This window comes from Candidatus Palauibacter australiensis (genome assembly GCA_026705295.1).
Classification (GTDB): domain Bacteria; phylum Gemmatimonadota; class Gemmatimonadetes; order Palauibacterales; family Palauibacteraceae; genus Palauibacter; species Palauibacter australiensis.
The window spans coordinates 39831-61853 of sequence record JAPPBA010000136.1; the positions used below are offsets into that span (position 1 = coordinate 39831).

The 22023-nt window shown below is 69.6% G+C and carries 18 protein-coding genes; 11 read left to right on the forward strand and 7 right to left on the reverse strand.

From position 1 onward, the window contains the following. Positions 1-11 precede the first annotated feature (11 nt). Positions 12-1184: a M20/M25/M40 family metallo-hydrolase gene (locus tag OXN85_11175; protein MCY3600514.1), complete on the reverse strand. Its 1173-nt coding sequence runs from the start codon at positions 1182-1184 to the stop codon at positions 12-14. Next, positions 1181-1465, reverse strand: coding sequence for a hypothetical protein (locus OXN85_11180; GenBank protein ID MCY3600515.1), 285 nt, complete (start codon positions 1463-1465; stop codon positions 1181-1183). The genes OXN85_11175 and OXN85_11180 overlap by 4 nt, the downstream gene beginning before the upstream one ends. A 153-nt stretch (positions 1466-1618) precedes the next feature. Between OXN85_11180 and OXN85_11185 the strand changes: the two genes are divergently transcribed. After that, positions 1619-2041, forward strand: coding sequence for an OsmC family protein (locus OXN85_11185; GenBank protein MCY3600516.1), 423 nt, complete (start codon positions 1619-1621; stop codon positions 2039-2041). 22 nt (positions 2042-2063) lie between these two features. On the opposite strand, the gene OXN85_11190 is transcribed toward OXN85_11185, so the two are convergent. Together OXN85_11190 and OXN85_11195 are read right to left on the reverse strand one after the other, a co-directional pair. Next, complete coding sequence (locus OXN85_11190; GenBank protein ID MCY3600517.1) at positions 2064-2849, reverse strand: carboxypeptidase-like regulatory domain-containing protein; 786 nt, start codon at positions 2847-2849, stop codon at positions 2064-2066. A gap of 114 nt (positions 2850-2963) precedes the next feature. Further along, positions 2964-3605 (reverse strand): DUF6265 family protein, encoded by a 642-nt coding sequence (locus OXN85_11195; GenBank protein MCY3600518.1) that lies wholly within the window; start codon positions 3603-3605, stop codon positions 2964-2966. Between OXN85_11195 and OXN85_11200 the strand changes: the two genes are divergently transcribed. Beyond that, positions 3571-3930, forward strand: coding sequence for a hypothetical protein (locus tag OXN85_11200; protein MCY3600519.1), 360 nt, complete (start codon positions 3571-3573; stop codon positions 3928-3930). The two genes, OXN85_11195 and OXN85_11200, sit on opposite strands and share 35 nt — an antisense overlap. A 4-nt stretch (positions 3931-3934) precedes the next feature. On the opposite strand, the gene OXN85_11205 is transcribed toward OXN85_11200, so the two are convergent. Further along, entirely contained in the window at positions 3935-4594 is a 660-nt protein-coding gene (locus tag OXN85_11205; protein MCY3600520.1) for a class I SAM-dependent methyltransferase, read from the reverse strand. Between the two features lie 183 nt (positions 4595-4777). Between OXN85_11205 and OXN85_11210 the strand changes: the two genes are divergently transcribed. From OXN85_11210 to OXN85_11235, 6 genes are all read left to right on the forward strand, one after another. Further along, the gene (locus tag OXN85_11210; GenBank protein MCY3600521.1) at positions 4778-7066 is read left to right on the forward strand and encodes a hypothetical protein; all 2289 of its coding nucleotides are present in this window, start codon (positions 4778-4780) and stop codon (positions 7064-7066) included. 44 nt (positions 7067-7110) lie between these two features. Then, positions 7111-7830, forward strand: coding sequence for a signal peptidase I (lepB, locus tag OXN85_11215; GenBank protein ID MCY3600522.1), 720 nt, complete (start codon positions 7111-7113; stop codon positions 7828-7830). Positions 7831-7983: 153 nt separating this feature from the next. After that, positions 7984-8754, forward strand: a complete 771-nt coding sequence (gene lepB, locus OXN85_11220; GenBank protein ID MCY3600523.1) for a signal peptidase I — start codon at positions 7984-7986, stop codon at positions 8752-8754. 234 nt (positions 8755-8988) lie between these two features. Further along, positions 8989-10491, forward strand: coding sequence for an efflux RND transporter periplasmic adaptor subunit (locus OXN85_11225; GenBank protein MCY3600524.1), 1503 nt, complete (start codon positions 8989-8991; stop codon positions 10489-10491). A 19-nt stretch (positions 10492-10510) separates the two neighbouring features. Next, on the forward strand, positions 10511-13660 hold the full coding sequence (locus OXN85_11230) for an efflux RND transporter permease subunit (GenBank protein MCY3600525.1): 3150 nt from the start codon (positions 10511-10513) through the stop codon (positions 13658-13660). A gap of 1 nt (position 13661) precedes the next feature. Further along, on the forward strand, positions 13662-14255 hold the full coding sequence (locus OXN85_11235; protein ID MCY3600526.1) for a hypothetical protein: 594 nt from the start codon (positions 13662-13664) through the stop codon (positions 14253-14255). Between the two features lie 75 nt (positions 14256-14330). Here the strand turns inward: OXN85_11235 and solA are convergent, their stop codons facing one another. Together solA and OXN85_11245 are read right to left on the reverse strand one after the other, a co-directional pair. Then, the gene (solA, locus tag OXN85_11240) at positions 14331-15446 is read right to left on the reverse strand and encodes an N-methyl-L-tryptophan oxidase (protein MCY3600527.1); all 1116 of its coding nucleotides are present in this window, start codon (positions 15444-15446) and stop codon (positions 14331-14333) included. A gap of 18 nt (positions 15447-15464) precedes the next feature. Further along, positions 15465-17228, reverse strand: coding sequence for a serine hydrolase (locus OXN85_11245; protein ID MCY3600528.1), 1764 nt, complete (start codon positions 17226-17228; stop codon positions 15465-15467). A 129-nt stretch (positions 17229-17357) separates the two neighbouring features. Here OXN85_11245 and OXN85_11250 point away from each other — a divergent pair, with 129 nt between their 5' ends. The 3 genes from OXN85_11250 to OXN85_11260 are packed head-to-tail and all read left to right on the forward strand — an operon-like array spanning position 17358 to position 22017. Continuing rightward, positions 17358-18902 carry a pyridoxal-dependent decarboxylase gene (locus OXN85_11250; GenBank protein MCY3600529.1) on the forward strand — a complete coding sequence of 515 codons (1545 nt, stop codon included), beginning with the start codon at positions 17358-17360 and terminating at the stop codon, positions 18900-18902. Continuing rightward, the gene (locus OXN85_11255; GenBank protein MCY3600530.1) at positions 18902-20713 is read left to right on the forward strand and encodes a hypothetical protein; all 1812 of its coding nucleotides are present in this window, start codon (positions 18902-18904) and stop codon (positions 20711-20713) included. Before OXN85_11250 ends, OXN85_11255 begins: the two co-directional genes overlap by 1 nt. Then, complete coding sequence (locus OXN85_11260; protein ID MCY3600531.1) at positions 20713-22017, forward strand: sialidase family protein; 1305 nt, start codon at positions 20713-20715, stop codon at positions 22015-22017. The genes OXN85_11255 and OXN85_11260 overlap by 1 nt, the downstream gene beginning before the upstream one ends. Positions 22018-22023 lie beyond the last annotated feature (6 nt).

A 22023-nucleotide genomic window follows, 5' to 3' on the forward strand; every position in this document is an offset into this window, starting at 1 on the left:
GGCCTGCCAGCTCAGCCGCAGTAGTCGGCCGCAGCCCCGGCGAGGATCTCGGCCAGCCTCGCGCACGATTCGAGGTCCACCCACTCGACGTCGGCGTGCGCGCCCGCGCCGTGCGGGCCGATCACGACGCTGTCCACACCCGCCGCCTGCGTCAGGGCGGAGTCCATCCACGGGGAGTCCCCAATGACCTCCGGCGCGCGGCCAAGCACGGCGCGGGCGGCGCGCGATACACAGGCCGCGACCGGCGCCTCAGGCGTCGTCTCGAAGGGTTCGCGGTGGAAGAAGGTCGACCAGTCGACCTCAAGATCCGGGTCCTCCGCCCGCAGATCCTCGATCAGAGCCGCGATCTCCTCTTCCACGGACTCCCGCGTCTCGGGCGGCACCGTGCGCCGCTCGACCTTGAGCGTGCAGCGCGGGGCGTAGGTGCTGATCCCGCTCCCGCCCTCCACCAGCGCCGCGTGCATCGAAGGGGGACCGAGAAGCGGGTGCCCCGGCCGGGACTGGAGTTCCTCTATGAACGCCTCCAGCCGGTGCAGGACGCGTCCCATGCGCAGGTTCGCGTCGATCCCTTCCCGATAGCGGCTGCCGTGGGCGGCGTGCCCCCCCGTCGCAATCTCGATCCACGTGAATCCGCGGTGGGCCACGCACAGGTCCAGCGCCGTGGGCTCGGTGACGATCGCGGCGTCGAAGGCCAGTTCCCCGCGTGCGCGCCGTTCGAGCAGGTCCGCGGTGCCCAGGCTCGCGTATTCCTCGTCGGCCACGGCGGCCACGAGAACGTCGCCGGCAAGGCGCGGTTCGGATTCGCGGAGGAGCCGGGCGGCCTCGATACAGGCGGCCAGCGCCCCCTTCATGTCGTAGGCGCCCCGCCCGTAGAGCCGCCCGTCCCGTATGCTCGGCGAGAACGGCGCCTCCATGCCCTCCACGCCGACCGTGTCGTAGTGGGCGTTCAGCATCAGCGCCGGCCCTTCCCCGGCCCCCGCGAGGCGCCCGACGACGCTCGGCCGGCCCGCCTCGGGCTCGTGCCGCGTCACCTCCAGACCCGCCTCGCGCATGTGCCGGATCGTGAGATCCGCAATCTCCGTCTCGCCCGGCGCCCCCTCCACGAGGGTCGGATTCACGGAGTTCGTGGCGACGAAGTCCGTGAGGATGGTTGTGAGGCGCAGCAGGTCTGCGGAGAAGGTCAAGGGCTCGGGAGGCGCTTGATCTCCCTGCGGCCCGCCGCCACGCCGGTACCGACCCCGATCCCGAACAGAACGGCCGTGAGGGGAGTGACGAGCGGCAGGGCCGCGGCGAACAATCCGACGACGCCGCCTGCGATCCCGGCCAGGAGCGGGATACCGCGCCGATGAACGCCGTCCACGAAGCGCAATCGTCTGTGTACGAACCTCTTCATGGTCACGAAGCCGCCGATCGACGCGGCGCCGGCGATGGCGAGCCAGAGGAAATTCCCGATGAACTCAAACATGTCGCACCTCCCGAAAAGCCCCTACGCCCTCCATCCCGGGGCGGTTTCAGCGGTTCAGCTGCCCACTTTGGGCGCTGGCGCAGCGCTTTGCCACGAGCTGCCGGCCACGTTGTACTATGTTGCCGAAGTCCGACACCAGCCACGGAGATCGAGATGAACAGGGACGGAATCCAGGTCCGGTGGGACGGCGGCCTCAAGTTCAGCGCCGACCGAGCCGACCACGAGACGCGAATCGACGGGGACGAGGGGATCGCCCCAAGCCCGGTCGCCCTGATGGTGGAGTCCGTCGCCGCCTGTGCCGCGATCGACGTGGTGGTCGTCCTCGAAAAGGGGCGCCAGCAACTCACCGGGCTCTCGGTCCGGGCGAGGGCGCGCAGAGCGGATACGGTGCCGCGCTACGTGAAGGGTCTCCGGTTCGACTTCCATGTCTCCGGCAAGGTGGACGAAGCCAAGGCTCGTCGGGCCGTGATGCTCTCGTTCGAACGCTACTGCTCTGTCTACCATTCGCTCCGGGAGGACATGGAACTCGAATGGACGCTGACCCTCAACGGCGAGCCCGCGGGCGGGCGGGACTGACGCGGGGGCTTTTCGCGCCCTGCTATTCGAAGGGGGGAAGTTCCCCGGCCCAGTCCAGGAAGCCCGCGCCGTCCGGCGTCCAGACCACGATCGCGCCGCAGGTCGAACCCGTGCGCATGAACTCCATCGGCGTCTCCACGTCCCGCCTGTAGACCTCGACCGCGCCGAGAACCTCCCTCTCGAGATCGTCGAATTGCATCCCCGCCTGGTACATCCCGTCCAGGTAGAGCGCCGGCGGACATCCGAGCCGAGCGCCTTCTCCAAGGAAAATTTCCGCTCTCCCGTATTCGATCCGGCCCACGGAGACGTTCGGCAGGCCGCGCAGGAGGTCGCTGGGCATGCGCGGGTTACGGTTGATGATGTCCCGCGGCGTGAAGAAGGTCCCGAACCCCTTTTCCATGCGTTCCAAGAAGCCCTCCAGGTGCCGCGCACGGCGGGTCTGCCGTACCTCCACCGTGAGATCCGCGATGCGGATGACGCTACTCGAAAGCGTCAGCGTGACGCGCGTCGTCTGGTCCGGCTCGAGGTCGATGACGGTGTAGCCGGCCTCGTAGCCGATGTATCGCACTTCGACCGAGTCTCTGCCGGCCCAGGTTTGGGGGACCCGGAAGTTGCCTTCGGCATCGGTGATCGCCCCGTAGCCGGAGCCCAGGAGGATCACGCGGGCCCCTTCGAGCGGGAGTCCCGTCGAGGCGCTGACCACCTGCCCGATCAGCTCCGCCGTCTCCCGTTCCGTCTCTTCCTGCGCCCGAGCCGAAATCGGTGAACCCGCCAGCACGCCTCCCGCGACGAGGGTCAGCGCCGCCAAGCGGGCGCATCTGCTTCCCGACTCCAACGCCGACTCCAATGCACTCATACGGTCCCCCGGTCGAGTCCGGCCCTCTCCCCGATAAACGCCTTCCGTCGCCCGAAAGATACGGCCTTACCGCCTCGTCATCGACAGGACGGTCGGATCTCCGCCTCCGCTGCCATGTATGGTTACGATCAGCTCGGTGCTCGTAGGGCTCTCGTACGTGAACCACCAGGGCGCGTTTGGAGGCGGCGCCTCCGCCGTGCTCCGGAAGGTGGCCTTGCGGTCTTCCAGAGCCGTGAGCCGGTATTCGAGCCGCGTCTCCTCCACCGGCTCCCAGCCCCGCAAGACGTGCTTGAATCGGTAGTAGATCTCACCGTCATCGTCCTGCTCCAGGAGCAGAAGCTCGTACATGATCGCGAGACCGTCGCGGACGAGGCGGAAGGAGCCGGACATCGAGCGCCCCGCGGGGCTGAACCACGCCTCCTCGATCTGTCCCCCGAAGGCATCCCCGCCCCAGTGGCCGGCGATCCACGCCAGCTCCTCGAGATTGACGGCCCGCGCGGGCGCGGGCGGTGCCGGACGATCCTGCGAACCCGCATCCTGGCCCGTTGCCGCCGAGGCGCCGATCAGGTGGCCGACGGCCGCGAGCGCGACGGCGACCGCCGCCGCCCGGCGGCGAAGGGCCCCCGCCGGAGCCGTTTGAGAAAGCGCGGATCTCGCCGCATCTTCGCACGCCATGAGAGCCGTACTGAAGCTCCTGGTTTCCGTCATCGTCTGTCTCCTCGCCGGCCTCGCGGGGCTGGCGCTCGTGTTCAGAGACCTGCCCCTGGGACCCGGCCCCGGGCTCATCGGACTCGGTGGTCTCCTGTACTTCGCCGCGGGTTTCGGTCTCGCGCGCTGGCACCGGGGCGCGCGTCCCCTCCTCTGGGGCCTGGCGCCGGGCTGGAGCCTGGCCCTGCTGGGGGTCGTCGGCGTCTGGGTGACGGTGACGGATCCTCCGTCCGGCCACTGGGGCCTCGCGCTTCTCTTCCTGCTCGGCCCGGCCGCCGCGGGCTCGGCGGGCGCCGTCCTCGCCGCGAGGAGGCTGAAGGGCTGAGCGCTCACGGCTGTGATCGCCGGGGCCCTGCGAGGCGTTCGCCGCTCCGCGGCCTGGCCACGCCAAGGTAGACGGAACCCAGCGCCCGGGGCACCCCGGGCATCGTGAAACGCTCGAGATCGGCGATCCGGAAACCGCCGTCCTCGACCTCGGCGTCGATCTTCCGGTTTATGTTGCAGCCGCAGGCGACGAAGTTCTGGATCGGGTTCAGGGTGTCCTGAAGGCGCGAAACCCAGCCCTTATCGTTCCGTCCGTGCTCGAGAAAGAGGAACTCGCCGGAGGGCTTCAGCGCGCGCCTCAATTCGAGGAGGGCGTCCCGGAGCCGTTCGATCGAGCACAGCGTCCAGGTGCTCGTCACGGTGTCGAAATGTCCGTCCGGAAAGGGCAGTCGGTCGGCGGCGTCGTGGATTACGCGCTCGACGGGGAAGGGGGCACGGGCGACGCGGGCGCGTACGCGGCGTTCGAGCACGGCCGCGGGGTCGATCCCCGTGACGCGGCGAACCGACGCCGGGTAGAACTCGAGATTGAGGCCGGTGCCGAAGCCGACTTCGAGCACGTTCCCCCTCGCGCGGGAGAGCACGCGGCGCCGATATCGGCGATGCACGTCGCCCTTGAGTCCGCTCTCCATGAGACGCGGAAAGATGTGTTCGGAGTAAAGACCCACTCGTTATTCTCCCCGGTGACGCGGGCGCCTTCTTTCCCGGTGACGCGGGCGAAGGTTGAAACGTCTACCCAAACATAGACGTACCGGCACCCATCGGGATGGGTCGCCGGCCCGGTGTTGTGTCCCGCCCTCGACCGCGAGGCGCGCGCCTCGATACCGCTGGCTCTGGACTGGAGATCGCTCTTGGACCGAACGCAGCAGGGCGCTTACCGGGGGCTGGTGGCGCTGGCGATGTGCATGGGGGCTGCCGCGGGCTTCGCGTTCGACGCGTCCGCCCTCCAGGAACCGCCCGCTTCCGTCTCGCGGCCGATTCCGTCCGACGCCTACGCCGATGAGGGGATCGCGGGGCTGATCGGGCGCGCCATGGCCCAGCGCAAAGCTCGGGCTGACGGGCTGACGAGCTTCGAGGCGACCTTCCGCGAGCGCATCTACGCCGGGCTGGGCGGCGCGGCCCTGCGCCGGGAGCGGGCGATGTTCCACCAGGAGCGCGCCGCGCGCCTGCGCTGGGCGGCGGAGGGCGAACACATCGTCCGTTGGCTGGGCGTGCGGCGCGGGGTGCCGATCGTCGGTCTGGGCGTCGAATTCGAGGACGATCTCCGCGACGACGACGCGTTCGAACTCGACTTCGACATGATCGATCCGGCGAGCGAGCACGTGACGGTCGGTTCGGAGTGGGCCCTCCATCCGCTGGCCGATACCGCGGCCTATCACTACCGCTACCGCTCCGGCGACACGCTGCGCATCCGCTTCCCGGGGGACGACCGCACGGTGACGCTGATCGAGGCCATCGTCGAGCCGCGAGAGGCCCGCTTCGACCGCATCGCCGGCTCGCTGTGGTTCGACGCGGACGAAGGGGTCCTCACGCGCGCCGCCTACCGCCCGGCGATCGAGTACGACTTCGACCGCGAAGAACCGGAGGATGCGGAAGACGTCCCCGGGTTCGTGAAGCCGATCCGCGCCAGGGTCGAGTTCATCACGATCGACTACGGACTCCAGGAACTCCGCTGGTGGCTCCCGAATCGCATGGCCTTCGACGCGGTCGCCACGATGGCGGACCTGGCGAGCATGCCGGTCCGCTACGAATGGACCTTCGAGGACTACGTCGTGGATCGCGAACCGTTGCTCGATCCGGGGGAGGATCTGCCGGAAGGTTGGACGCGGTGGGTCGACGAGGAGATCGACGCCGAAGAGGGGCGGATCCAGGCGAACGAGGGAGAAGGGGCGCGAGTCGAGGGAATCCGCGACGATCCGTTGACGGCGGAAGCCGATTCACTCCCCGCAAGGGCCCGTCCCATCGTGATCATCGTCCCGCCTCTCGACGAGCTTCCCGCGTCCCGGGAACTGCCGGAGCCGCTCTTTTCCGCCACCGTCGACGCCTTCGCGGCGCAGGAACTCGACGACCTGAAGGATCGCCTGTCCTCGTTGGAGATCCCCGCCGCCATGGCTCTGGGCCCCCGCCTGGATCTCGCTCCGGGTCTGCGCAGGCTCCGCTACAACCGCGTCGAGGGGCTGTCGCTCAGCGCGCGCTTCGCGGTACCGACCGGGGTCGTGTCGGAGTTCGCGGTCACGCCGCGAATCGGCATCCCGGAGTGGGAGCCCGGCGTGGAGGTCGGGTGGCGGCGGCAGACGGCGACGGGCGGTTTCGGGATCACGGCGTACCGGCGCCTCACGGACCTGGGCGATTGGGGCCGTCCGCTCTCCTTCGGCAACTCCTTCAACAGCCTCGTCATGGGGTACGACGAAGGCCTCTACTTCCGGGAGACCGGCTTCGAGGTCGCGGCGAGCCGCCAGGGGAAGCGGACCCGCGTGGAAGGCGCGCTCTTCGCGGAGCGCCACCGGAACGCGGTGAAGCAGAGCGATGCCTCGCTCCCGAACCTCTTCGGCGATGCGGTCTTTCCGGACAACATCGTGGCCGCCCGCGGCGACGTCGTCGGCGTCTCGGGCCGCCTGCGCGCATTTTCGTCGGTGAATCCGGGCACACCGATCCTGAGCGGTTCCATTTGGGGGGAAGCCGCGACGGGCGACTTCGATCTCTACGGCCGTGCCGCGGTCTCCGCCGCGCTTCAACTCCCCGTGAGCGAGTGGTCGCTGGCGCTGGAGGGTGGGGCGGGAAGAGTGTTCGGGGAGCCGCCCCCACAGCGTCGCTTCCACCTCGGCGGATCGTACACGTTGCGGGCCTTCGACCCGGTGTCGACCGGAGGCGAGAGCTTCTGGTTCGGCCGGTTCGAGCTGGGGCGCGGTTTCCGGATCGGCGATCCGGCGTACGACATCGGGGGCAGCCCGATCCGGATCACGGGGTTCTGGGACGCGGGCTGGACGGGCTCCGTGGATGCCTTCGGCACGAAGGGCTGGTTGTCGAGCGTGGGGGTCGGCCTGTCGCTCATGGACGGGCTGTTTCGCATCGACATCGCCCGCGCCGTCCGCGGCGGCAGCCTCTGGCGGCTCCACATCTACTCCGACGGCCTCATGTAACGATGCCGAGCGTCGGCGGTTCCCGTAACGGAAGGTCCGAAGGTATGGCCAGGAAGCGAAGCAAGAGCAGCAAGAGGCCCGACGCCAAGCAGTCGGCGAGGGAGTGGGCTCGATCATTGATCGTCGCAGCCGCCGGTCTCCTCTTCTTCCGGACGTTTCTCCTGGCGACGTCCGTGATTTCCTCCGGATCGATGGAGAACACACTCCTGGTCGGCGATTTTCTGCTCGTGAACAAGCTTGCCCTGGGCGCCACGATCCCGTTCACCGAGGTTCGCATCCCGGGCTACGTGGAGCCGGTCCACGGCGACATCATCGTCTTCCGCTCGGACCATTCTCCCGGAATGGACCTCGTGAAGCGCACGGTCGGCCTGCCCGGCGACACGCTCCGGATGCAGGGCGGCGTCCTGTACCGGAACGGGGTCGAGGTCGAGGAACCCTACGTCCGCCGCGATCCACGCCGGCCGGATGCCGGAGACAGCCGGATGCTGTGGCAGAGAGAGCACCTGGTACGGGATCCGGAGCGAAGCGAGTACCGGCCGAAGCGGGACAACTGGGGACCGCTCGTAGTTCCCGCGGAGCGCTACTTCATGCTTGGCGACAACCGCGACGACAGTCTCGATTCGCGCTACTGGGGTTTCGTGGAGCGCGCGAAGATGAGGGGGAAGCCGTTCTTCATCTACTTTTCGTACGATCGGGACGCACTCGATCCGTTTCGGGTTCTGACGGCGATGAGACCCGGCCGAATAGGGTCCCGGCCCGACTGACGGTCCGTACGGCTTGCGGCGCCGGCCGGAGCTGCCCGAAGCGCCGGGCGTTTGCGTGGCGGGTGAGATGGCCGCAGAGTAGCGTCCGCCGCAACCGACGATGACGCCCGGCGCCCGGCGCGCCGGCGATCCCCGCAACGAGCACGCCGAAACATGGCACGAAGCCGCAAGAGGAAGGGCCGTACCGGAGAGGCGGACGAAGCCGCGGAAGCGCGGGAACGCCCCCCATCCCCAGCGGCGTTCAGCGCGGAATGGTTCCGCGACTGGGCGCGCACGCTGCTCGTCGCGTTCCTCATCTTCATCTTCTTCCGGACGTTCCTGCTGGCGACCTTCGTGATCACGTCGGGGTCGATGGAGGGGACGCTCCTGGTCGGCGATTTCCTGCTCGTGAACAAGACGTCGCTCGGTGCGCCGATCCCGTTCACGAGTGCCCGCGTACCGGGATACGCCGAGCCGGAGTACGGGGACATCATCGTGTTCAGGGCGGACCATTCTCCGGGGATGGATATCGTCAAGCGTACCGTGGGTCTGCCCGGCGACACGCTCCGAATGGAGGGAGGCGTCTTCTACAGGAACGGCGTCGCCGTCGACGAACCCTACGTCCGCCGGAATCCTCGACAGCTGGATGAAGGGGATCCCCGGATGCAGTGGCAGCTGGAGCACCTGATCCCGGACCCGGAGCGGGGCGAGTACGAGCCCACGCGGGACAACTGGGGACCGCTCGTGGTGCCGGCGGAACGCTACTTCATGTTGGGAGACAACCGGGAGGAGAGCCTCGATTCGCGGTACTGGGGCTTCGTCGAGCGCGGGAAGATGCGGGGCAGGCCATTCTTCATCTACTTCTCGTACGACCGTGAGGCGCTGAGACCCGTGAAGTTCCTGACGGCGATGAGGCCGGGACGGATCGGACCCTCCCCGGACTAGCGGGAATCGAGCGTATTCCGTTCCGCCGTCAGAGCTTCTTGAGCAGCTTCCGAATGACGATCACGGCCACGGCGATGGCGATCTTTCTCATCAGGTCTTCCTCTTCCGCGCATGATGTACGCTCCAAGGTACAATACGGGCGGCTCCCGGGTCGAGGTTTCGGCCGCTCTGGCCCCCGGGCGGGGGTCGGGCAACGTTGAACGGACGGGACAGGTTCGCAGCCGGGGAGGTGTCATGCGCGTGAATCGGGCGATCGCCATGGTGGCGGCGCTCTCCAGTGCCGGGTGCGATTCGCCGCCCGCCGACGAGGTGGTGGCCACTCATTCCCATGCCGGCGGTGGCGCGGTGACGCACTGGACCGAGTCGCTCGAACTCTTCGTCGAGTACCCGCCGCACGTCCGGGGCGTCGCGAGCGAGCCGTGGGCCATCCACCTCACCTGGCTGGCGGACTGGAAGCCGGTGCGGGAGGGGAGCCTCGTGCTCCTGCTGCGGGGACCCGGTGGCGCCCGCGAAGAGATCGTGCTCCCGGCCCCGGCGACCCCTGGAATCTACCATGCGAGCCCGACCCTCACGGCGACCGGGACGTGGCGGGCGGACCTGACCCTCACGGCCCGCGGCGCGGACCACGCGCTCCCGGTGGGACAGCTGGAGGTGTTCGCGAGTGAAGAGACGCTCCCGCACGACGAAGAGCAGCCGCCTCCGGGGCTGATCGCGCTCCTGAAGGAAGAACAGTGGGCGATGCCGTTCGAGGTCGCCGTCGCGGAGACGCGTCGGATTCCGAACTCGATCCCGGTGACCGGGGAGGTCACCGCCCCCGCGCGCGGCCTCGCGCACGTCTCGACGCCGGCGGAAGGCCTCGTGCTCGTTCAGGGGCCATCGCCCGCCCCAGGTGAGGCGGTGCTGGAGGGGGAGACGTTGGCGCTGATCGCCCCCACGAGCATCGACGACTCGTATGCCCGCATGCGGGCCGATGTGGAGGACGCCGAGCGCGAGGCGGACCGGGCGGAGCGTCTCTTCTCTGCCGGCGCCATCGCCGGGCGTCGCCTGGAGGAGGCGCGCCACAACCTCGACGTGGCCCGGGCGGCGTTCGAGGCCGTGGGAGGCCTTCTCTCCGCCGACGGGGACGGCGGTCCCGACCCGCACGTCTACCGCCTTCGGAGTCCGATCGGGGGGGTGATCGCGGATCGCCACGTGGCGCCCGGCGAGCACGTCGCCGTCGGGACGCACGCCTTCACGGTGGTGCGTCCCGATACGCTGTGGTTCGTCGCACGGGTTCCTGCGCGCCACGCCGAGGCGGCCAGCGAAGTCCGCGGCGCGTGGTTCACCGTCGAAGGCGCGGGCCATGCGCACGCCGCCGACCGCGTGGTGTCGGTGGGCAGCATCATCGATGCGGGAAGCCGGACGCTGCCGGTCCGCTTTGCGGTGGCGAACCCGGGTGGCGTGCTCAAGGTGGGGATGCTGGCCGAAGGTCACCTGCTCCTCGGCGAGCCCGTGGAGGGGGTGGCCGTCCCGACGCCCGCGATCCTGGACGAGGACGGGCTCTACGTCGTCTACGTCAAGGTCGGCGGCGAAGCGTTCCAGCGGCGGGTGGTGGAGACCGGCCCCTCGGACGGCTCGTGGACCATCGTTCACTCCGGAGTGGCGAGCGGGGAGCAGGTCGTCGCCGTGGGCGCCTACCAGGTGAGGCTGGCCTCGCTCGGTGACGTGGAGATCTCGGACCACGGACATCCGCACTAGTGTACACCAGTCCGCCGGGATGAGCGCTCCCGGACCGGCGGAAGACCGGTCAGGCCTCCTGCAGGGCCTGCTGGACCGTCTCGTCCACGCCTCGCTGGAGAACCGCTTTCTCGCCGTGGCCGCCGGGGTCCTCCTCCTGGCGGGCGGGGGATGGGTGAGCGCCACGCTGCCCGTCGACGTGTTTCCCGACCTCACCGCTCCCACGGTGACGGTTCTCAGCGACGCGCACGGACTGGCCCCGGAAGAAGTCGAGAGTCTGGTCACCTTCCCGATCGAAACGGCGGTGAACGGTGCCGCCGGCGTGCGCCGGGTCCGATCGAGTTCGGCGCAGGGGATCAGCATCGTCTGGGTGGATTTCGACTGGGGGACGGACATCCTCCGTGCCCGGCAGATCGTGAACGAGCGGCTTCAGCTCGCCACGGCCCAACTGCCGGACGACGTGAGCGCCCCGGTGCTCGCGCCCGTGAGTTCGATCATGGGCGAGATCCTGCTCGTCGGCATGAGCGCGTCCGCTGCGCAACTGATGGAGGCCCGGACGGCCGCGGACTGGACCGTGCGGCGCCGGCTGCTCGCCGTGCCCGGTGTCTCGCAGGTGGTGTCGATCGGCGGACAGGTCCGCCAGTACCAGGTCCTGATCCGGCCCGAACGCCTGCTCGCGTACGGCGTCGGGCTCGACGAGGTACTGGAGGCGGCGGCCGGATCGAACCGGAACGCGTCCGGGGGCGTCTATCGGTCGGGCGGCCGCGAAATCCTGATCCGCGGCATCGGTCGCGCGCGTGACCTGGAGGAGATCGGCCTGACCGTCGTCGCCGTGCGGGAGGGGGTACCGGTCCTCATCGAGGATCTGGCGGAGGTTCGGATCGGCCCGCGCGTCCGGCTCGGCACCGCTTCCGTGAACGCGGAGCCCGCCGTGGTGCTCTCGATCCAGAAGCAGCCCGGCGCCAACACGCTGGAGCTGACGGAGCGGATCGACGCCGAACTGGACGAGATCGAAGCGGAACTTCCGGCGGGCGTGGCCTTCGAGAGATCCGTGTTCCGACAGGCCGATTTCATATCGCTTGCCGTGGACAACGTGATCGAAGCCCTGCGCGACGGTGCGTTGCTCGTCATCGCCGTGCTTCTGCTCTTCCTGTGGAACCTGCGGACGACGGCGATCTCCGCGCTCGCGATCCCGCTCTCGCTGGCCCTCGCCGTCATCGTTCTGCGGCTCCTCGGGGGTACGATCAACACGATGACGCTGGGCGGCATGGCCATCGCCATCGGCGCGCTGGTCGATGACGCGATCATCGTCGTCGAGAACGTGTACCGCCGCCTGCGCGAAGACCGTCGCCGCTCGCCGGAGCGCCGCCGCCGGCCGCTGGCCCTCGTCCGGGACGCGGCGCGGGAGATCCGGACCCCGATCCTGAGCGCCACGCTCATCATCTCCATCGTCTTCGTCCCGCTCTTCTTCCTCTCCGGCGTGGAGGGGCGCATGCTCCGGCCGCTGGGACTGGCGTACATCGTGAGCATTCTCTCGTCGCTGCTCGTCGCGGTCACGGTGACGCCGGCGCTCTGCCACATGCTTCTGCCGGGGGACCGGGCGCTTGGCCGCCCGCGCGAACCGTGGCTGATGCGCGGGATCGAACGTGCGTACGGCCGCGTCCTCGACGGGGCGCTGCGCCGTTCCGGCGCCGTGCTCGGCGGTGCGGCGCTCCTGCTGGCCGGCACGCTGGCGCTCGTGCCCTCGCTGGGGCGCGGCTTCCTGCCCGAGTTCCAGGAGGGGACGCTGACCATCTCCGTCGTGAGCCTGCCCGGGACGTCACTGGTGGAGTCGGACGCGATCGGGGCCCGCGTGGAGCGGCAGCTCCTGGCGCACCCGGCCGTCGTCTCCACCTCGCGGCGGACCGGCCGGGCCGAACTCGACGAGCACGCGCAGGGCGCCAACGCCTCCGAGGTCGACGCGCGGCTGGACCTTTCGGAGCACGACCTGGAGGAGGTCATGGCCGCGCTCCGGGACGACCTGTCGGGACTTCCCGGAACCAACGTCACGATCGGACAGCCGATCGGGCACCGGATCGACCACATGCTCTCGGGCACGCGGGCGGCCATCGCGGCGAATCTGTTCGGCCCGGACCTCCGGGAACTGCGCGATATTGCCGGCGAGATCGAGACCGTCGCGGGGACGGTGGAGGGGCTCGTGGACGTCTCCGTCGAGCGGCAGGCGGACATACCCCAGCTTCAGATCCGCGCCGACCGCCGCGCCATGGCTCGCCATGGCGTCACCCCGGCGGCGATGGCCGCGGCCGTCGATGTCGCGTTCCAGGGAGAGGAGGTATCGCTCATCCGGGACGGCGATCGCGCGTTCGACCTCGTGGTGCGCTATGCGGACGAACACCGCACCGACCCCGAGGCGATCGGCCGGACGCTGATGACGACCCCGGCGGGCGCCACGGTGCCGCTGTCCCAACTGGCTTCGATCGTGCCGTCGCTGGGGCCGAACACCATCAGCCGCGAGAACGTGCAGCGGAAGATCGTCGTGAGCGCGAACGTCGCGGGGCGCGATGTGGGCGGAGCCGCGGAGGCGCTTCAGGCGCGGGTCGCGGCCGAGGTCGAACTGCCGCCGGGCTACTACGTCCAGTACGGCGGCCAGTTCGAGAGCGGGCGAGAGGCGACGCGGCGCATCACGCTGCTCTCGTTGTTCTCGATCGCCGCGATCTTCCTCATCATGTTCCGGGCCTTCGGGAGCGCCAGGATCGCCGCCCTTCTCATGGTGAACCTGCCGCTGGCGCTGGCGGGGGGCGTGCTCGCGGTGCTGCTCATCGGCGGCACGGTGAACATCGCGACGCTGGTCGGGCTCATCACGCTGTTCGGCATCGCCGTGCGGAACGGGATCCTTCTCGTGAGCCGCTATCAGGATCTGCGTGCGGCGGGCGCCGGGCTGGGCCCGAGCATCCGCCGCGGCTCCATGGAACGTCTCAGTCCCATCCTCATGACGGCGCTCACGGCGGGCCTTGCGCTCGTCCCGCTCGCCCTGGGCATCGGCGAACCGGGCAAGGAGATTCAGGCCCCGCTCGCCGTCGTCGTACTCGGGGGGCTGTTCACATCCACCACGCTCAACATGGTCGTCGTACCCGCCCTCTTCCTGCGCTTTGCGGGGGCTTCCGCCAATCCGCGCACGGATGCTGGTTGACATGAATTCGAGGAACAGCTTCCGGCGCACGTTCGCGCTGTTGGCAGTGACCCTTGCTGTCGCCGCTTGCGGAGATGACTCGACCGGGGCTGGAGGAGACAGGCTGACACCGGAGGAGAGCGAGGCCCTTTACCGGGCTCTCCGCAACCATGTCAATCTGGATCCGACGGGTGAGCTGCCGCCGGAGGTACGCGCCTGTACGGGTGGTGGCGAGGCGACGCTGACCGCCTCCGTCTCGATGTCGGAAGGCGAAAGCGACATTACGTTCCACGTCGATCTCACGCTGGTGCCGCGCGACTGCGTGGAGGCGGCGCACGGAAGGACGTTCAAGCTGAACGGCGCTCCGAGCCTCCGGGAAACCGGCACGTACGCCTTGAGGGTGTCGCCCCGGCTCGGGTTCCGGAACGTTATCGACATGGCGCTGTCCGGGGCCGTCACCTACCAAACGGCCGGGCGGAGCGGCACATGCGACATTTCGATGTCCACGCGGCTCGAGGTCTCAACCACAGCCGGAAGGCAGACGGGCGGCGCCTCCGGGATCATGTGCGGGAACCCGCTGGAAATCGATCTGAGCGGGCCGCTGTCGGAGCCGTGACGCCCCGAGCGGCAGCCGCCGGCCTTCCGTCGCGATCCGGGATCGTCCCCGCAAGGGCCGCAGCTGCGGCCGTGCTTACTCGAAGCGGTCGATGGAGAAGTATGACCGTTCCCGGCGCGGCACGTCCGAGAGCAGGTCGGCCATCAGCGACCCGAGGACGGGTGTGAACTTGAACGCATGCCCGGAGCCTCCGGCGAAGATCACCACCCTGGAGTGGTCCGGGTGGCGGTCGACGATGAAGTCCTCGTCGGGCGTGTTCGTGTAGAGACAGACCGACGCGTGCGCCAGCGCGCCCGCCACGCCCGGCGCGTAACGCCCGAACAGCCATCGCAGATCCTCCGTCTCCGAGGCCCCGATCTCACGGTCGACCCGCTCGACATCGGTTCGGCGTCCGTCCTGAAAGTGCATCCCGGCCTTCAGACCTCGCTCCGTCGGTGGGAATCCGTACCACGTACCCCCCTGTTCAAGCTCCCATACCCAGGCAGGGCCGTCGCGGAGCGTGAGGGTGTGTTCCCCGGCGGGTTCGAACCAGTACTGCACCGTGCGCTCCACCTCGAGGGGGAGGGAGAGTTCGGGAAGCAGTTGCGAAGTCCACGCCCCCGCGGCGATGGCGAGTCGCCGCGCCGGGTATTCTCCCCGAGCCGTCCGGACCCGGACGCCCGAGGCCGAAGCGGACCAGCCGACCACGGGCTCGTCGAAGCGCAGGTCCGCGCCCCCGGCCGCCTCCAGCATCGCCTCGAGGCAGCTTTCCAGTGAGAGGATGGCGGCCCCTGGTTCGTAGATGCTGACGGTGCCGGGATCCGGGCGGAGCCAAGGGAAGCGCTCGACCACTTCTTCCACGGAGAGGGGGACGTAATCGGTGTCCGGCCCGGCGACGCCGCGAAGCGGCCCCCCGGCGAACGCGCGGCCGTCTTCCGGCCCCATCATGAGGGCGCCCGTCGTCCGCAGCAGCGTTCGGCCGGACGAGCGCCCGAGTTCCTTCCAGCGCCGGAAGGCGTCGCGGACGAGCGGCATGTACGGCGACGCGTGGTACCACCCCGCGCGGATCATCCGCGTGTCGCTGTGCGCCGATCCCATCGTGTGCGGGGGCCTGTAGCGGTCGAATCCCACCACCGAGTGTCCTCGTCGGACGAGTTCGGCCGCGGTCGCGCTTCCGATGGCTCCGAGTCCGATGACGGCGAAGTCGTGCATGTCGATGCCGGTCGCGACTCAGTTTGCGATTCTTGGGAAAACAAGGCGCTGGTCGGCCTCCACGACCGAAACCGCGCCCGCGACGCGCTCCGCGACTTCGAACACGAACTGCACGGCGGACCCGTGCATCAGGAACGCGGTCGGGGACTGGGGGAGGAGTCGGAACGCGGTCTCGCCAGTGCGGGCGGCCATGAGAACGTCCTCCTCGAGCGTGACGGTCAGGGTCGTGGCCGGGTCGATCCGGTACTCGCCCACCAGGATGGACAGATCCTCGGGCTCCACCCGCACGATGGGGAGCCGAAGCGCCGGATCGGGTTCGACGCCCATCTCCGACAGGCGTTCCAGGAGCCGGGGCATCCCGGGATTGTACGTGAGCGCCGTCCGGATGTGGTCCGACGCCGCCTCCAGAGCCCCGGCCTCTTCGTGAAGCTCGGATAGCGCGAATCGGATGGCGATGGGGAGGGGTTCCGGCGTTCCGGCCGCGTAGGCCTCGAGGATCGCGATGGCCGTGGCCGGCTCGCCCGCCCGGAAGTGGCCCGCGAGCCTCAGGATCTGGCCGGGCGAGTAGTCGTATTCCTCCGGTCGCGTCCGGCGCCAGTTCTCGTACCTCGTCATCGCCGCCTCGACCCCGCCCGCCTCGACGATCGGCAGCAGCCGTTCGGCGATCGACGGTTTCGGACGAACGGCCTCGGCGCCCCACAGCAGATTCGTCAAACCCTCCACGAGCGGTCCCAGGTCGGAGGACGTGTTGTCCAGCAGCACGATGAGGCGTCCGTGGTCCGGGAAGACGCGCAGCAGCGAGGAGAACCCGAAGATCCCCCCAGAGTGTTCGATCGTGCGCACGCCGCGGTCGCGCTCGATATCCCGCGCCCGCACGCCGACGCCGTACCCGTATGCCCCGGCTTCGAGGCCCGGGGTCGTCATGCGCGCCAGCGTCTCCGGGTCCCGGAACAGGCCCCCGTCGAGGAAGAGGCGGGTGGCCCACCGGGTGAGATCCCCCACGGTGGAGTACAGCATGCCGGCCGAATAGGGCACGGACGGATCGATGAGACGCGCCGGGCGATAGCCGACGAGGTCGCGCGTGTGGCCGGCCGCGTGGCCCTCCGGCGGCCGGAGCGAACCGTCGTATCCGGTGTCGCGCAGTTCCAGCGGGTCGAGTACGTACGTTCGAAGCGCCTCGGCGTAGCTCAGCCCCGTGACGCGTTCGGCGATCCAGCCCAGAAGGACGTATCCCGAGTTGGAGTACTCGAAGTCCGTGCCCGGCTCGAAGGAGAGGGGGGCCTCCCAGGTGAGCGCGAGGATCTCGCCCGGCGAGAACGGGGTCGCCGCCTCCCAGTCCATGAACCCCGGCATGTTCGTGTAGCTCGGCAACCCCGACGTGTGGGTGAGCAGGTGATGGAGCGTGACCCGGTCCGCGTTTTCGGGCGGATACTCCTCGATATGGCGCCCCACCGGATCGTCGACCCGCAGCAGCCCCTCTTCTTCAAGTCTGAGGACGAGTGCGGCCGTGAACTGCTTCGTCAGCGAAGCGATGCGGAACCGCGTGCTCGCGTCGTTGGCGCCGCCGGCCGCGAAGTCCGACCGTCCGAACGCGCCCTCGAACAGGACCTCGCCCTCGTCGACGATGAGCGCCGCGCCATTGAACAGCCTGAGGTCATGGAAGGACCGCAGGTAGCCTTCCGCCCGTTCCGCGCGCGACTGCGCCTCGGCGGCGGACGCGAACGCGGCGACGAGCGCGGCCGCGAGACCGTACCTCCACGATGACTTGTGAAGCGGATACAAGCGGGATTCTCCCTCGTCGCTCCTTGTCAGGCGAGCGCCTCACCACTATCGGCGCCGACCCAGGCGTTTGCCACAGGCTGCCGGGCCGAAACGCTCGCGTGCCCCGTACGAAAGGGATAGGATCGCATCATGCGCTCGATCTCAAGTCGGCAGCGGTCCCGGATCCTGGAACTGGAGGAGGCTGCGCGGCCGCTCGACCCCGACGCGGGGGAGCGCGACCGCCTCATGACCGAGGTGCATGGCTACGCGCAGCGGTTCCTCGACGGGCTCCCCGAACGCCTCGCCTACCGGCACGACAAGTCCTCCGTGGCGGAGATCCGGGAACTGGGCGCCGGGGCCGATACGCGGCCCATCGGGCGGCTCATCGACCGGATCGATGAGTCCGTCGTGGGGGTGGGACTGGTGCCCTCGCACGGCGGCCACCTCGGGTACATCCCCGGCGGCGGCATATACGCCTCTTCGCTGGCGGACTATCTCGCGGCCGTCACGAACGAATACGCCGGGGTACGGTTCACCGGGCCGGGCGCGGTCGAGATGGAGAACGTCATCCTCGACTGGATGGCCCGTTTCGCGGGATACCCGGCCACGTGCGCCGGGAACCTGGCCTCGGGCGGCTCGATCGCGAGCCTCATCGCCGTCGTCACCGCGCGCGAGGCGGCCGGGCTGCGCGCCCGCGACTACGAGCGTGCGGTCGTCTACTCCTCGCCCCACCTGCACCACTGCCTGCACAAGGCGCTCAGGATGGCCGGCGTGGGAGAGGCGGTGCGGCGCGACGTCCCGCTGGATGGGGAATACCGGATGCGGGTCGACGCGCTCGCCGAACTCGTGGCGGAGGATCGCGCGCGCGGACTCCGGCCCTGGCTCGTCTTCGCTTCGGCGGGCACCGTGGACATCGGCGCCATCGACCCGCTCGCGGAGATCGCGGACGTCGCCGAGCGCGAAGATCTCTGGTTCCACGTGGACGGCGCCTACGGCGGCTTTTTCGCCCTGCTTGAGGAGATGCGGCCCGCGCTGGCGGGGCTGGAACGCTCGGATTCCCTCGTCCTCGACCCGCACAAGGGCATGTTCCTCCCCTACGGGACCGGCGCCGTGCTCGTCCGCGACGGGAACGCCCTGGCGGATGCGCACACCTCCGGCGCCAGCTATCTGCAGGACACGGTCGAGGCCGAGCGCTGGGGGCCCTCTCCGGCCGCCGTATCGCCGGAGCTCACCAAGCACTTTCGCGGACTGCGGGTTTGGCTGCCGCTCCTCCTTCACGGGGAGGCGCCGTTCAAGGCCTGCCTTCGGGAGAAGCTCGAACTCGCACGGTACTTCCACCGAGAGGTCGGGGCACTCGGGTTCGAGGTGGAGTCGGAGCCGCCGCTGTCGGTGGTCACCTACCGCTGGGTACCGGAGTCGGGCGACGCGGACGCCTTCAACCGCGCGCTGATCGAAGAAACGCACCGCGACGGCCGGGTCTTCCTCTCCTCCACGACGATCGATGGAACCTTCCTGCTGAGAATGGCGGCGCTCGCGTTCCGCACGCACCTCGACACCATCGACCTCGCGCTCGAAGTCCTCGCTGAGGCCGTGGAGCGCCTCGAAGCTCACCCCGAGCGCTGGCGCTCGGAAGCGTCGGCCGAAGCGTCCGCCGGAGCGCCCGCCGAAGCGCTCGCCGGGGGAGGCGGCGCCTGATGGCGGGTTCCGGCCCCGGGCTCGCCCGCCAGGACGTGCGTTTCGAGCCGAACGAGCGTCCTCCGCTCCCCATGGCCGCCGGACTCGGCGTCCAGTACGCCCTTATCTGCCTCGCCAGCATCGTGCTCACGCCGACGGTCATGATCACGGTGGCGGGCGGAAGCCCGGAGTACCTGTCCTGGGCGGTGTTCGCGGCGCTCGTCATCAGCGGCATCACGACGGCGATCCAGGCGCGCAGCGTGGGACGGATCGGCGCCGGCTACGTCCTCATCATGGGGAGCACGAGCGCCTTCATCGCGGTGAGCGTCACGGCCATCGAGCAGGGCGGGCCGGGCATGCTCGCGGTGCTGATCATCGCCTCCTCGCTGGTCCAGTTCCTGCTTGCGTCCCGGATGGCGCTCCTGCGCCGGGTGTTCACGCCCACCGTGGCGGGCACCGTGCTGATCCTGATCCCGGTGACGCTGACCCCGATGATCCTGCGGAAGCTCGCCGAAGTCCCGGCCGGAGCCCCGACCGCCGCGGGTCCGCTCGTGGCCGGCGTGACGCTGGCGGTCACGGTCCTGGTCCCGCTTCGGTTCTCCGGCGCCCTTCGGCTGTGGGCCCCGGCCCTCGGGATCGTCGCCGGATCGCTCGTCGCCGGCCTCGGGTTCGGGATCTACGACATGTCCAGCGTCTACGAAGCCCGCTGGATCGGCCTGCCGGACCTGGCGTACCCCGGACTCGACCTGAGCTTCCGCCCCGAGTTCTGGGCTCTCTTGCCCTCCTTCCTCATGGTGACGCTCGTGAGCGCCATGGACACGCTCGGCGATGCGATCGCGATTCAGCGCGTCTCCTGGCGCAGGCCGCGCGCGATCGACTTCCGCTCCATCCAGGGCGCGATCGCCGCCGACGGCGCGGGCAACCTCCTCTCCGGTCTGGCCGGGACCGTCCCCAACACGACCTACGGCGTGGGCATCGCCGTCGCCGAACTCACCGGCGTCACCTCTCGCGCCATCGGGATGTGCGTCGGCGTCGTCTTCGCGGCGTTCGCCTTCCTGCCGAAATTGCTCGCCCTCATCATCGCGATCCCCGGCCCCGTCGTGGCGGCCTATTTCATCGTCGTCGTGGCGCTGATCTTCGTCTTTGGGATGAAGATCCTGCTCCAGGAGGGGCTGGATTACCGCAACGGCCTCGTGGTCGGCGTGGCGTTCTGGCTCGGCATCGTCTTCCAGTTCGACTGGATCTACCCGGAGCAGATCGTCGGAGCCTGGGAGGAATTCCTCGGCAACGGCATGACGGTCGGCGGCATCACGGTGATCCTGCTCACCATCTTCGCCGAGGTCACCGGAGGCCGTCGGGCGCGCCTCAAGACGCGGTTATCGGACGACACGTGGTCGGAGGTTGACGCCTTCCTGGTGAAGTTCGCGGCGCGCAAGGGCTGGGACGAGGAGATGGCAACGCGTCTGCGTGCGGTGGGCGAAGAGACGATGCAGATCCTCGGCCGCACCGGAGCCGCAGCTGCATCCGAGGCCGAAGCTGCGGCCGAAACCGGGACCGAAGCCGGGACCGACGAGGCGCGAAGCCTGTTGCTCATCGCGAGCAGCGATGGCCCCGCGGCGGATCTCGAGTTCATCGCGACGACGGACGAGAAGAACGTCGAGGACCAACTGGCGATGCTCAGCGAGGGGGCCGCAGGGGTCCCCGTTGAAGCGGAGACGCCGCTTCGGCTGCTGCGGCACTACGCCTCGTCCATCCGCCACCAGCAGTACCACGACATCGACATCCTCACGATCCGCGTCGAGTCTGTCCCCAAGGTGGCTGCCGACTTCTGATGAGGACGTCCGAACCCCCCACGAGAACGCGCGGGCGAGCCCGTGGCGGCCGGCCGGTCCGTTCGCTCGCCGTCGCCGTGCTCCTCGTCGGGTGTGCCGGCGAGGCGGAGCGGCACGTGTCGCTGGAGCCGGGAGATGTCGAGTTCGAGCGGTCGTTCCCGAGCGGCGAACCCCATCTCGCGGTGGGCGCCGAGGGTCGCGCGATCCTGACATGGATCGAGCCGGAGGACGGCGTGCCCGCGCTGCGGCTGGCGATTCGCGGGGAGGGAGGCTGGTCCGAGCCGCGAACCGTGTGGGCGTCGGAAGAGATGTTCGTGAACTGGGCCGACTTTCCGTCCTCGGTGGAGATGCGCGACGGGACGCTCGCCGTTCACTGGCTGGAGAAGGTGGCCGACGCGCCCTACGCCTACCATGTCATGTTGGCGCTCTCTGCGGATGACGGCATGACGTGGTCGGAGCCGTTCCGCGCGCACGACGACGCGTCGCCGACCGAGCACGGCTTTGTGTCGATGGTGCCGTGGGGTGACGGTGCGGGGCTGACCTGGCTCGACGCCCGCGCCATGGCAGGCGATGCCGGGGGCGGCGAGCACGTGGCCGTAGGCGGCGAGCACCTGGCCGGAGCCGGAGGGGGAGAGCGCGGGGCGATGTCCGTCCGCTTCCGGACGCTCGCGCCGGATGGTCGCCTGGGCCCCGAGGTGCTGCTCGACGACCGCACGTGCGAGTGCTGCCAGACGGCGCTGGCCCGCGTGGGGGACGGTCTGGTCGCCGCCTACCGCGACCGGAGCGAATCCGAAGTCCGCGACATCGCCGTGGTTCGCGGGGCGGGGGAGGACTGGACCGAGCCCGCTGCGGTCTCGACCGACGGCTGGGTCATCCCCGGCTGTCCGGTGAACGGGCCGCAGTTGAGCGGCGACGAGGGGGCGCTGGCCTCGGCCTGGTACACGGGCGCCGGCGGCACACCGCAGGCATACGTCGCGTTCTCGGCCGACGGTGGCGCAACCTTCGGCCCGCGAATCCGGGTCGACGAGGGGTTGCCGCTGGGCCGCGTGGACATCGAGCGCCTCGACGACGGTTCGGCGGCGGTCGTGTGGCTCGAAGCCTCGAACGAGACGCCGCGCGTCCTCGTCCGCCGCGTCCATCCGGACGGTTCGCTGGACGCGCCCCTCCTGATCTCCGAGACCGCCGGCGAACGCTCGAGCGGGTTTCCACGCATGGTGCGGAGGGGGGACGAGTTCCTGTTCGCGTGGACGATCCCCGGCGAAGGCGGCGGCGTACGCGTCCGCGCCGTGCGACTCTCCGACTGAAGCCAC